This window comes from Bacteroidia bacterium (assembly GCA_041391665.1).
Lineage (GTDB): Bacteria > Bacteroidota > Bacteroidia > J057 > J057 > JAGQVA01.
This window is the reverse complement of record JAWKNO010000002.1, coordinates 2299450-2312198: the sequence shown is the minus strand read 5'-3', so window position 1 is coordinate 2312198 and position 12749 is coordinate 2299450. Positions and strand designations below refer to the sequence as shown.

At 44.9% G+C, this 12749-nt stretch carries 11 protein-coding genes and 1 tRNA gene; 7 read left to right on the top strand and 5 right to left on the bottom strand.

The genetic code is table 11. The annotated features are described in order from the left end of the window. Positions 1-85: 85 nt before the first annotated feature. On the bottom strand, positions 86-973 hold the full coding sequence (gene era, locus R3D00_20845; protein ID MEZ4775646.1) for a GTPase Era: 888 nt from the start codon (positions 971-973) through the stop codon (positions 86-88). 117 nt (positions 974-1090) lie between these two features. On the opposite strand from era, the gene R3D00_20840 reads away from it, so the two are divergent. The 6 genes from R3D00_20840 (at position 1091) to R3D00_20815 (ending at position 6192) form a co-directional block, all read left to right on the top strand. Next, a tRNA-Met gene (locus tag R3D00_20840) sits at positions 1091-1163 on the top strand. 148 nt (positions 1164-1311) lie between these two features. Continuing rightward, positions 1312-1473 carry a hypothetical protein gene (locus tag R3D00_20835; GenBank protein ID MEZ4775645.1) on the top strand — a complete coding sequence of 54 codons (162 nt, stop codon included), beginning with the start codon at positions 1312-1314 and terminating at the stop codon, positions 1471-1473. Positions 1474-1479: 6 nt separating this feature from the next. After that, positions 1480-2844 (top strand): SAM-dependent methyltransferase, encoded by a 1365-nt coding sequence (locus tag R3D00_20830; protein ID MEZ4775644.1) that lies wholly within the window; start codon positions 1480-1482, stop codon positions 2842-2844. A 4-nt stretch (positions 2845-2848) separates the two neighbouring features. Next, positions 2849-4282, top strand: coding sequence for a sulfatase-like hydrolase/transferase (locus tag R3D00_20825; protein MEZ4775643.1), 1434 nt, complete (start codon positions 2849-2851; stop codon positions 4280-4282). A gap of 23 nt (positions 4283-4305) precedes the next feature. Then, a complete protein-coding gene (locus tag R3D00_20820) occupies positions 4306-5406 on the top strand; it encodes an acyl-CoA desaturase (GenBank protein ID MEZ4775642.1) in 1101 nt (366 codons plus the stop codon). 21 nt (positions 5407-5427) lie between these two features. Then, a complete protein-coding gene (locus tag R3D00_20815) occupies positions 5428-6192 on the top strand; it encodes a sterol desaturase family protein (GenBank protein MEZ4775641.1) in 765 nt (254 codons plus the stop codon). Here R3D00_20815 and R3D00_20810 read toward each other — a convergent pair. From R3D00_20810 to R3D00_20795, 4 genes are read right to left on the bottom strand one after another with little or no spacing between them, the layout of a single operon-like run. Continuing rightward, complete coding sequence (locus R3D00_20810) at positions 6174-7211, bottom strand: hypothetical protein (GenBank protein ID MEZ4775640.1); 1038 nt, start codon at positions 7209-7211, stop codon at positions 6174-6176. The genes R3D00_20815 and R3D00_20810 overlap by 19 nt on opposite strands. A 12-nt stretch (positions 7212-7223) precedes the next feature. Then, a complete protein-coding gene (locus tag R3D00_20805) occupies positions 7224-8324 on the bottom strand; it encodes a radical SAM protein (protein ID MEZ4775639.1) in 1101 nt (366 codons plus the stop codon). Further along, positions 8321-9979 (bottom strand): hypothetical protein, encoded by a 1659-nt coding sequence (locus R3D00_20800; protein ID MEZ4775638.1) that lies wholly within the window; start codon positions 9977-9979, stop codon positions 8321-8323. Before R3D00_20800 ends, R3D00_20805 begins: the two co-directional genes overlap by 4 nt. A gap of 10 nt (positions 9980-9989) precedes the next feature. Further along, complete coding sequence (locus R3D00_20795) at positions 9990-11681, bottom strand: hypothetical protein (GenBank protein ID MEZ4775637.1); 1692 nt, start codon at positions 11679-11681, stop codon at positions 9990-9992. Between the two features lie 98 nt (positions 11682-11779). Here R3D00_20795 and R3D00_20790 point away from each other — a divergent pair, with 98 nt between their 5' ends. After that, positions 11780-12676, top strand: coding sequence for an aldo/keto reductase (locus R3D00_20790; protein MEZ4775636.1), 897 nt, complete (start codon positions 11780-11782; stop codon positions 12674-12676). Positions 12677-12749: the final 73 nt, after the last annotated feature.

Genomic DNA, 12749 nt, shown 5'->3' with positions numbered 1-12749 from the left:
GCTTATCGGTTGGAAAATAAAGCCACTATTGAGCAGGTTATTACCTTTGCTGCTGAAAGAAAGAAAATTTGAATAATTGTACTATTTATTCATAACCGAAATCCTTTAGGTGCGAACGGCTGTTTTTCCAGCCTTCTGTAACTCTTACATACAGTTCCAGAAATACATGATCACCCAGAAAAGTTTCGATATCTTTTCTGGCCATCATACCTATTTTTTTGAGCATACTTCCCTGCTTGCCGATGATCATTCCTTTGTGGCCTTGTCTTTCCACATGGATCGTGGCCTGAATATAGGTCCGTCCCTCTTCTTCGGTAAAAGTATCTATTACTACCTGGGTGCTGTATGGCAGTTCCTGCTTCAGCAGAAGAAAAATTTTCTCCCGGATGATCTCTCCGGCAAAAAATCGTTCAGGGCGATCTGATATCTGGTCTTTTTCAAAATAAGGCGGGCCTTCCGGAAGATGTTGAAGCACCAGGGACTTCAGTTTATCCACATTGGTACCCGTGAGTGCAGAAACAGGAATGGCCTCAATAAATTCAAATTTATCGAGCAGACCCTTCATGCGAAGAAAAACTTTTTCCTCCGGTACAGCATCTATTTTGTTGATAACCAGTATTTTGGGGATATGGGTTTTTTCTGCAAGTGCGACCAGATCTTCTTCTGGGAAAGTTTCATTTACCGCGATCAGCAGTACGATAAGATCTGCATCTTCCAGCGACTCTCCGATAAAACTGACCATTCGCTCCTGGAGCTTGTATTTGGGGCGGATAAGCCCCGGTGTGTCGGAATAGACAATCTGGTAGTCATCCCCGCTGTCAATCCCGAATATACGGTGCCGGGTGGTCTGGGCTTTGGGAGTAGTAATACTGAGCTTGCGGCCCAGCAACTGGTTTAGTAGGGTCGATTTGCCCGCATTGGGTTTCCCAATGATGGTTACAAACCCGGATTTATGAGAATTATTCGATTCCAATAGAAAAATATTAAAAAGATTTTGCAAATGTAAGATGAAACCTTTAACTATGCACTCCGTTTAAGAAGAACAAGAAAAAATAGTGGCAAGTTTTTAACCCAACACTTAAAAATATATTGCGGGGTGGAGCAGTTGGTAGCTCGTCGGGCTCATAACCCGAAGGTCACTGGTTCGAGTCCAGTCCCCGCTACAAAGAAGCCTCATACATTTTGTGTGAGGCTTCTCCTTTTTAGCCCCCGGGTTTCTCCATGTTTTATTTTCCGGTTTCTTTCCTTTCGATTGTTTGAGATTCGCAATATCTTTGAATAGTTTGAAAAAGCGTAAACCAAGCAAAAACCATGGATTTTTTTATCCTGTACATTGACCCGGGTTCGGGCAGTTTTTTATTTCAGTTGCTGATTGCTGGCGGACTGGCCGTGGGATTTTATTTTAAAAAAATCCGCGATACGGTTTTCGCCTGGTTTCGGGCTATTTTCCCGGCAAACAACAAACAGGACTGACGAATAATGGATTTTCTCCCCGGCTCCTTCCGCGATCCTTATGGTGGTGTCTTTTCAGAAAATGGGAACGTGTTCCGCTGGATTTCACCTGCCTACGAGCCCCATTACCGCCATTTGATCGATTCCGGGTTATATGATCAACTGATAAACAAGGGATGGCTGATTCCTCATCATGAGGTGGAAAATACGTGGACAGACCTTCCTTCTGAATACAGGGTGGTTGAGCCTGAAACTATTCCTTTTATTTCTTATCCCTACGAATGGTCTTTTCTCCAGTATCGCGAAGCTGCATTGCTGACGCTTTCTATTCAGCTTATGGCAATGGAATACGGGATGTCACTCAGGGATGCCTCCGCTTACAATATTCAATTTCACCGGGGAAAGGTTACGTTTATAGATACGACTTCGTTTGAAATCCTCCGACCCGGTACTCCCTGGGTGGCTTACGGGCAATTTTGCCGTCATTTTCTGGCACCATTAGCTCTGATGGCCGGACGCGACATTCGCCTCGGAACCCTGATGCAGCAGTATACTGATGGTATTCCTTTGGATATGGTATATAAACTTTTGCCTTTCCAGATGAAAATAAAGCCCGGGCTGGCCATCCACCTTTTTTTGCATGGAAAAGCGGGAAAAAAGAACAGTTCCCAGCCTTCCTCAAAAGCGCCCTCATTTTCATCTGCCTCTTTTTACGGACTGATTCATTCTCTGGAAAATATCGTGAAGAGCCTGAAAGTAAAAAGCCAGATTTCGACCTGGGAAGACTATTATAAATCATTGATTATTAATGATTTATATCTGATTTCGAAAAAAGATATTATTGCCGGATGGATTGATAAAATCCGGCCTTCCTATACCTGGGATCTGGGTGCAAATGACGGTACTTTTGGCCGAATCTGTGCCGCTTATGGATTGACTATCGCCTTTGATTCTGATCCCTTAGCTGTCGAATGGGGATATCAGCAGGTACAAAATGAAAAAGTCGCCAATTTACTCCCGCTAAGACTGGATATAACAAATCCCAGTCCAGGACTTGGGTGGGTAAATACTGAACGCACAGCCTGGCTGGGGCGCCCTTTGCCGCAATTGACTTTGGCACTGGCATTGGTGCATCATCTGGTGATTGGAAATAATATTCCTTTGGCTAAACTGGCCCTGTTATTTGCCCAAATAAGCTCACAGCTTATCATCGAATTTGTTCCCAAAACCGATCCAAAGGTGCAGGAAATGCTGGGATTCAGGGAAGACATTTTTTCCGAATACCATGAGAAAGGATTTGAAGATGTGTTCTCCCGATATTTTTTGATGGAAGAAAAATGTATCGTTCCACATTCTGACCGGATACTTTATCTTATGCAGCGAAAAGATTAACAGGATGAGCGAGCAATACAGTGATTCGGGTTTATGGAAAGTTTTTGCAAAATGGGCACATTTACCCTTGCTGATGCTGTTTTTCATCATGTACAGCTGGAAACAGAGTGTATATTTTTTTTCACTGTCTGAGGCTTTTTTGTTCTGGCTGGCTGGCACGACTGGACTATTGTTGCTGGCTGTTTTGCTGAATAAAATCCTGTTTAGCGATCTGGCGAAGGCTACGGCCAGTGTCTCCTTGGCGGGGGTATTTTTTCTGCATTATGCCGCAATCTATAAATATACCAGCGAAACGCCTGCAATTGCCGGGCTGGGGCGGCACAGGGTACTCATTCCTATCGCTTTGATATTGTGGGGATTATGGTTACTGTTTTTGCATTTCCGTCAAAAAAATCCCCAGCTTCTGACACGTTACCTGAATGTACTGTTTCTGATCTTGGTTGCGGGTGAAATGCTACAGGTTGTATGGGCATATCGGCAGGGGAAAGATATTGGGAAGGAAATACAACATAAACATGCTCTGACAACGGTCGCTGAGACTCCGACGGTTACAGATCATTTCCCCGATATTGTACAAATCATCGTGGACGCACATACAAGTTTTGGGAGCCTGGAAAAATTTTGGGATTATCACCCCCCCTTGCGAGAATTTTTGCTGGGGAAAGGCTTTTATATTGCCGAAAATGCCCACAGCAACTATGACCATACCGGCCAGTCGATTTCCTCCCTGTTTGAGATGGATAGTATCCCCATTCTTCATACAGTCCCCGTTTCTTCTTATCTGAGCGACGGGATGGCCCGGGCATTTATCCGTAGCGGAAAAGTTCCCCGAAAATTAAAAGGAGCTGGCTATCAGTTGATCAACTATTCGCTTTTTGATTTGCCCGAAACGCCGCGTTATTGGGACAATTTGTTTATTTCTGATCCGGCTGAAACAGGGCAAATGCTATGGCGAAAAACGCTGGGGGGAAAACTACAGGACGATTTTTTGCATATACCTTCATTTCTCACCGATATAGCTATTGTCGATTCTCTCAGTCAATTTTCTCTGTCTGCATATGATACTCCGGTTTTTTTGTACGCACATTTTGGCGTACCGCATGCCCCCTACTTTTTTGACCGGAGGGGTGAAATCTATTCAGGAGGAAATCTGCCGGGGAAAAATGACGAGGAGGCCTATCTGGAACAATTGATGTATACAGACCAGAAGATAGCGGAGATAGTCACTGCCCTGCTGCAGGACACAACGCGGCAGCCGGTGATCATCATTCAGGGAGACCATGGCTCGCGGATACTGTCTGATCCGAAAGCCGACCAGGCGGAGCGGTTTACCATTTTAAATGCATTTTTTTTCCCGGATGGAGATTATTCGCAGTTGAATGATTCCCTAACAACAATAGAAACGTACCGAATTGTACTGGCGAAATACTTTTTGTAAATTTCCATTCTAAAAAGCCCCACATGCGCCAACCTGAAACCGTCGTATTTCAAAAAAAAGAAGATCTGTTTTATAAGGCCTTAAACCAGCGGGTCCGGGCGTACTTTCATTCCAGAAATATTTCTACTTATGCCAATGTTCGTTTTTGGGTGAAGGGAATTATTCTTATCACTGTGTACATGATTGCCTATTTGATGGTAATTTTTTCTGGCGAAAAGACGGGTTGGATGCTGTTTGGTTATATGGTCATGGGCGCGCTGGCGATTTTGATTGGCTTGAATCTGGGACATGACGCGGCACACAGTGCGATATCCAGGCGCAATAAAGTCAACAAAACCATCCGTTTGCTTTTTGACCTGATGGGGGCCAATTCTTTTATGTGGAGAAATCGCCATGTGTTTGCCCATCACCCGTATCCCAATATTTCGGATCAGGATTCAGACATCCGGCAGGTGGGATTTGTCAGGATATTTCCCAACGATATTGTGAAGGCCGTCCATCGGTATCAGCATATTTACATGCCATTTGTGTATCTCTTTTATACCATACATTGGTTGTACCGGCGAGATTTTATCGACTTTTTTTCGGAGAATATAGGCGCATTCCGGCGGGGGCAATTTCCCCGGAGAGAATTTGCGAAGATGTTGATATTCAAAGTTTTTTACCTCTTTTATATTTTGGTAATTCCGATGGTAATGGTTGCGCAGCCGTGGTGGATGATCATGCTGGGGTGGCTGTTGATGAATTTTTCAGCCAGTGCGGTGGTTGCCATCGCGTTGGTGTCTGCACATGTCGGAGAAGATGCCGTATTTCCTTTGCCAGATGAAAATGGAGAGATTTCAGCTACATGGGCCGAACATCAGGTGATTACGACTTCTGATTTTGCCACACAAAATGCTGCAGTAAACTTCCTGTTTGGCGGATTTAATCATCATGTTGTACATCATCTGTTTCCGCGGATTTGTCATATTCATTATCCGGAGCTTACCCCTTTGGTAAAACAAACAGCGGAGGAGTTTGGGCTAATTTATCTTTGTGAGCCACGACTGGGAAAAGCGATTTTATCTCACTGGAAATTGTTGAAAGACCGGGGGCCTGACGCATGGGCGAGTTATGAGTTTTGACAGGATTTATCAGAACTGAATATGGGATTTTGGACGATATTTTTACCAATGACGGCAGGTGTGGCTGTAATATCGCTTTACCTGCTTTTTTATGTATGGAGAAAGGAGCATTTCCACAAGCTGAAGATCAATGAAAAAACAGCTCCGCCTTCAATTATGAAATGGGAAATAGGTTTTTCCCTGATTTCCTTTTTTGTATTTGCGCTGGCAGGGTGGGCAATGGATGTTGCGGTAGCAAAAGGCTATACCACTATCTATGTTGATGCCGATCAATATGGCTGGATTTATCTGGTAATTTCGCTGGCTTTGGCTTTTCTCATCCACGACACCTGGTTTTACTGGTCGCACCGGTTTTTACACTGGAAACCTGTATATCGTGTGGTTCATTCGTGGCACCATCGGTTTCACAATCCCAATCCTTTTACTGCTTTTGCTTTTCACCCGGTGGAAGCTGTGGTGCAGATCGGGGTCATACCGCTGATAAGTTTTATTTTACCGGTTTATGAAGGGGTATTGATCTTCTTTTCGACTTTCGTCTTTTTTATGAGTGTGTATGGGCATCTGGGTTTTGAGCTGAGAGCCAATAAGAAGGGGGTTTTTAAGGTATTTAACACTGCGATTCACCACAATCAGCACCATCGGTATTTTCACTGCAATTACGGCATCTATTTCAACTTCTGGGATCGTATGATGAAAACCAACCACGCTACGTATCCGCAGGCGTTTATTGATTTTGGGGAGAAAGTTGCCGGGGAAAAGCACAAAACTTATTCTCCGAAGGAATAAGTCATACTCAGCCGCAATCTGTTTCGTACACCAATATCCTGAATCAGCGGAGTCAATACACTGGCATCCATTCTGAAAAAACCTGCCTGGAAACCTATACCTGTAGTGATCTGATAAGTCGGGTTTCGGCCAGGATCCATTCTCTCTCGATAGGTTAGTCCCTGGCGAAGGAAAAATCGCATATCTTCTCCAAACCGGAAGCTTTCCTGTAAGCCAATGGAATGTACATGGGTGTAACCAGGTATATACGAAATCTGATATCCTAAAGACAGGGCGGAAAACACCCCTTCGTTTTTCTCCCAGTCCAACAATACGCCTGCGCGGTTGATCGGACCGATGACGGCCATGCCTGTATCTATCGGGAAAAAATCTATTGAAGGCCCGAGACCGGTTTGCGATACGGCGGCTCTAAGCCATAATTGCTGTAAACCAGACTGGTAAATGGGTTTCTGAAATTGAAGTCCCCATTGCCCTGAAAGTGCATGTGTGACATGGTTGTTGTCTTCACATATCCAGTTGAAATTCGAACGTAATGCTGAAAAACCCACTCCGGCAGTCAGCCAGTCATTGATTTTCCAGCTATATTGAATTCCCACTTTTCCGGATAGGGCAGAGGTAAAAAGCGGTCTGGAAAGTGGACAGGTTACGGTAAAGCCCGACCTGATGCCTGTATTAAATCCGCCTAATATTACGCTCATCCGGTGGCGGGGGCGAATGGAAAAATTGAGATTTCCTTCTATCTGGTTAAACCCGGAAAAAACCCGGGAGAACTGAGGGTAATAATGAATCTGAAAGCTGGTGGCGTCGTCTGGCCCATGTAACAATGCAGGATTCATCCGGCTGTGGTTTCCCATAAGATTTCCGGGCAAAACCACCCCTAATCCGCCCATTCCTTCGATTACGGCATCGGGGTTTGACTGAATGAGGGGCATTGTGGCCAGTATCCTTGTCGGACTATTTTGTGCGAATAATACTGCTTGAAACAGCAGCAGGAAAATTAATAAGTATTGTTGTTTCATGTGTCGGTTTGTTTAAGCTTCACATAAGACTTCCCGGTTGGCCGGAGATTCCATCGGCGTTTTGCAAAACGGACAAGGCCGGAGCGTGCCGTCATAGTCCAGCAAAAGGTACGAAATACCGCCCCCGCATTTCACGTACTTTCTGGAAATACCAGGATATGTCAATACAGGGTAGTCGTCAAATGGAAGCGAAAAGTTGTATTTAAAAAAACATTTATCCAGAATCTTTTTTTCTTCCTCCCGCAATTCTACATCCTGACCTGCAAAATGGCCTACGGCTCTGGGCTCAAGAATATTGACTGAAGGCACATTCCAACTGCGCATAAGTGCCATAAAATCATCCATTCCACCCGAAGAAATATATTCTCTCGAAGGGCAGATATTGACGCTAACAAAAAGCCCGGCTTCCATACAATTACGGACAGCATTTTCCACCCAGAAAAATGATCGAGAGTTACCCCGGAAGGCGTTGTGTTCTTCCGGAATATGGTGATCAAGGCTAACGGCTACACCTTCAAGACCGGCAAGTTTTAGCTGAACAGCTTTTTCAGGGGTAAGGCCATAGCCGGAAGTATAGATCCATTGGCTGGTTTGAGAAAATTTCTCAATCAGGCAGAGTAAATCTGCAAAGCGGTTGAGCGGTTCGCCCCCACTGTACACGATCTGGCTCACCCCATAATCGACCATGGATCGAATTTTTTGCTCATAATCTTCCCTGCTCAGAATATCCTTCTGATTGAGTGTATCCCACTCACTGCAATGTGCGCACTGCAACGGGCATTTTTTGGTAATGGCTACCAGCAGGCGGCGGAGTACCCCTTTGTTTTGGCCGGAGGGAAAAACTTCTTCCAGGTGATGGTGAAAAAACTTCCGGAAAGCCGGGGATGGCCAAAGCGGATGGAACATGTCCCAGCCATATTTCCCATTGATTTTAAAGCCTTTGCTGAGTTTTTTCCCGGCGAGCACCTGCGCACCATGTTGTTGAAGGGCCCGCAAGGCGCGAAAGGCTTTCACCGGATTTTTATACAGTTTCAGCCCTTCTCTGTAAATATCGAGAAACATCAGAACCTGAACGGCTCTGAATTCGAAGTTTCGAACGGGACGATAGCTCATGGTTTTGTACTTGTCAGGGCCTGGTTTTGTTGAATCTGATTTAGCAATACAGACAATTCCTGGGTTACCGTTTTTTGATGAGCCCGCATATAGCGGATAAAGGCTTTGTCCGGTTTATTTTCATAGTTGCGAATATGATGGTAGTAGCCTGTACCCCGAAGAACATAGATTTCTTCTGCGGAAGCTGTGTTGGGGAAAGTGAGGGTAATGGCAGAACCAGCATCTGGCTGAAGAGCGTACTGCTGGTCTATACTTTTGATTAATCCGCTGACATCTTCTCCCTTTTCATTGATGGCAGAAACCAGTGGTACTTCTTCAAAATCAGTTATTTCCGCCCAGTTATCTGCAATTCCAATCTCATCGATTTCCCAAAATTTGTAGGCGCATTCGAGCCGGATATTGACCATTTCTCCCGACACCTGTGAGAGGTCAAGCGGCAGGCCCATTCGCTTTTGTTTATTTACTCCCGCATTATGGAAGGTCCCTGCTTTTTGCCAGCCGTTGTCGGTTTCGATAAAGACATTCATGGAAAGTCCTCGTTCGGCGGTACGGGCTTCGTATTTTTCGCGGGGCACCTTGTCCATCATGGTATTCCAACGGTCAAACTGATCGCCAAAGGCGTTGAAAAAAACCTCAGCGATGGATTCGAGCCATTCGGTCTGACGGGCATTGATCACCAGGAGGGGTTGCCCGTTGGGGAAATCACTTTTGGAGAAGGAGAATGTGGCTGTATTGAGTTGGCTGCCCATCGGGAAGTCGGAGAAATCGAAGTGGCTGGTATCAGCGGCAGAGACCAGCGGAAGGAGGTTTTTCCCATTCAGACTGATGGCCGAAACTGGAGTATGGGGTTGGGAATAGGCGACCAGTTGGTCGTCGGTATTGATGGCGAATTCTGTATTGGGAATGCGTTTGGTGCGCAGAAGCGAAACCTGATTGATAAACTCTTCTTCGGGAAGTTCGTTGGCGACGGTAATTTCGATATTCGGGCCGGATCGGTTGAGATCGTGAAGAGGGAGGAAATCGGTTCGTTCGAGCGATTTTGAAATTGCCCCGGTGAAGAGTGAGCCTTGGCTGGTTTGTATGCCGTCGGGGGAAAGGGTATAGACTTGCGGGCAGTTGCAAGCAATCGCGAGTACAATGACGGATGCAGTAACAAAACTCACCACACCCAGAGCCGCATTGACATAAATATTTAGCCCAGTGGCGGGAAAGTAGATTCTTGCGGAGTCGATATGACCAATGGGAAGAATGACCGACTCTTCATCCATACCTTGATTTACATAAAGATTAGTAGCATGGAGGAATTCACTGCGATATTGTTTGGGAATATTTTTCCGGCGAAATACGTTGGACTCAGGGAAGTAGAAGGGGTAATTGACTTTTTCTGTTTTGAGATTAATATAATCTTCCTCGTATCCCAGTATGGAAAGATAATACACCCCCTCCGGAGTATGCGCTAAGGTGTAAGGACGAGTATTTTGTTGATTTGAGATGATAAAAGATTCCCAATCTGGAATTTCCTGATAGGGTATTTTTCCCAAGTCTGATTCCTGTATGCTTTTTTTCTTATAAAAAACGATACATCCGGAGAAAGACATAGGAAGGAAAATGGCCATAATAATGGTCCATGCCAGTGTTTGTGTTTGGGTTTTCATAAAACGTCAGTTAATACGCTACCTTATAAAAGTAGAAAACATGTCGTTGTCGTTGAGCGGAGAGGAGTTTTTCATCCGTTTTGGCAATTTTCTCATAACCCCAGGCCAGGAAATAATTACCGTACCAGTATTCGATATCGCTGTTGTAATCCTGTTTAATCCGGTCGGTCATAAACTCAGTCTGGATTTGTCGTATTTTTCTACTTTGAATGATTTCCCCGCCTTTGATCAATCTGGACTGGATCAGGCCTTCATTGTTGAAAACCATAGTAGTAGTAGAGTCTTCCTCATCATAAAACACCTGAACCCGCTGTTCGAGTTTGTCAGAAATGATATTCCAGATGGGGAAGGAATTGTCCCACCGCATCGTTCCTTTTAGCTTATCGAATCCCGCGGTGATGGCATGGGTATATCTGTATCCGAGGAGGACATTGCCTCTGCCGGGGCGCGAATAGCCCGTTTCGCCGCTGAGCGGATTAAAGGAGCTGTTCATCTCCTGATAGACCGGGTAATAAGCTTCGGCTACGAGGAGATATTCGTCGGGAGTTTCAATGATATCGTGAATGAGCAGGCTGACATCGAGGATCAACTCTTTGGTAGCTTTTTTCTTTTTGGCGCGTTTGGCAGCTTTTTTCTTCCTTTTCTGAGCCTTCTTTTTGACCTTTTTTTCAATTTTTTTGCCGTAGGCTTCAAAGAAGTTTTCAAACTCACTAAAGTTGTAATACTGAATGAATTTTTGAGAGCGGTAGGAAAATTTTGCGATATAGATACCCTGTGCTTCGCCCTCCAGCTTGGTATGGGTGATCCAGGCACCAAATCTTTTCCCTAGTTTCTGGTCAAAATAAGGCGCGGCATAGGTTCCGATTACCAAAAACTCTTCCCGGTTGATATGGCGGATACGCCCGGTAAGGAGTCGGTTGGGGCCTTTCGGATTGATTTCCAGATTTCTGATGAGCTTATCCTGTGCGTATTCTTTGATATATACCTTGTCTTTCTTCCGTTGGGGCGAATGATTGATGACTACACTCATACTTCTGGCGACCTCATTAGGGGAAAGACTTTGAACGGAGGAAGCCTTGTAGTAATCAAATTTTTCTTCCAGCGTTTTATCCAGATAAATATCAGAGCGCATCAGCACCATTTTGGGATTGTACTGGAGAATACCCAGGAAAATCGGGAAAACAGCGGAAACTGCAGCACCTCTGCCAATTTTTTCGAGTTTGCCCATTTCTGTTTCGCCACCGATGTAGGCCATATTTTTAATGACACTAAAATCGTTGATTTTTACCCTGTATGGAATTACCCCCTCGGTTGAGAAAATTTCGCCGGTTTCTGCGTTGAGGCTGATAATCTGGAATGGCGTTTTCATGCGGGACTTGGGGGGCATAAACAATGCATGAACAGCTACGCCGTCAAAATATTCACGTTGATAAATCAGGCCTTTGGATATGGATGCTTCCCTTTCCCAAATCTGCACAAAGTCAGTGGTAAACTTGGTGAAAGTCCAGATCGGATTTTTCTTTTCATCCGTTGTGTCGGACTGATGGTACAGGATGAGACCGAGATCTCCTGTTGCCGCAACATAGTATTTATCAGAATACCCTTCCAGTGCTATTTCCAACCTGAGATCTGGTTCCGGTTCCTGAGAAAAGCCAAATAAGCATCCGATTGTAGTAATCCCGAGTACAATAAGTTTTTTCATATTTCTAAAATAAGAAATCTTCATAAACCTAGATAATTTTGTTGAAAAGACTCGTAAAAGCTTAACTTTATTGGTACTAAACAACAGAAATCCTCAAAATGGAATACCGGCAGTTGGGAAAATCGGATTTGAATGTAAGTATCATTGGTTTGGGCTGTATGTCTTTGGGTTATGATCATAAACTAAATGCCCAAATCTTGCATCGCGCTATGGATTTGGGAATCAATTTCTTTGATACTGCAGATATTTACCAGACGGGTTTTAACGAAGAAACGCTGGGAAAAGCTATGAGGGGTGTTCGACAGCAAGTGTTCATTGCCTCCAAAGTTGGGAATGTACCCCGGCCTGATGGTTCCGGGTTGGACTGGAACCCCAGCAAATCACATATTATCGAATCTGTGAAAGGCAGTCTTCGGAGGTTGCAGACCGATTATCTCGATTTATACCAGCTACATGGTGGTACCATCGATGACCCGATGGATGAAACGATAGAGGCATTTGAGCAATTGAAGAAAGAAGGGCTGATTCGCTGGTATGGGATTTCTTCTATCCGGCCCAACGTTATCCGTGAATATGTCAGTCGCTCCGCAATGGTTTCCAATATGATGCAATACAGTCTGCTTGATCGGCGGCCAGAGGAGGAAGCATTGGACTTGTTGCACGAAAATCAGATCAGCGTAGTGGTGCGTGGTGCAGTTGCTAAAGGTCTTTTGGCGGGAAAACCGCCGGCCAGTTATCTGAGTGCGAGCATCAAAGACGTAACCCATGTGCAAAATTTTTTGAAGGAAGTTTCCTCCTCAGAACGAACACCTGCACAGTCGGCCATACGGTTTGCCCTGGCACATCCGGCGGTTGCCACCCTTGCTTTAGGTGCAAGTAATCTTGCACAATTGGAGGAGAATGCTGCCGCTGCAAAAAGCCCTGCCCTTAGCGACGCCGAACTTAAATTTCTGATGGAGCGGGCACCAATGGAGATTTATGAATTGCACAGGTAAGACCGAATGTAATTTGTCCGATAACATCAGGTAATGTAAATTTGCCTTTCAGGGATCGCAGCGGTTTGAAAAC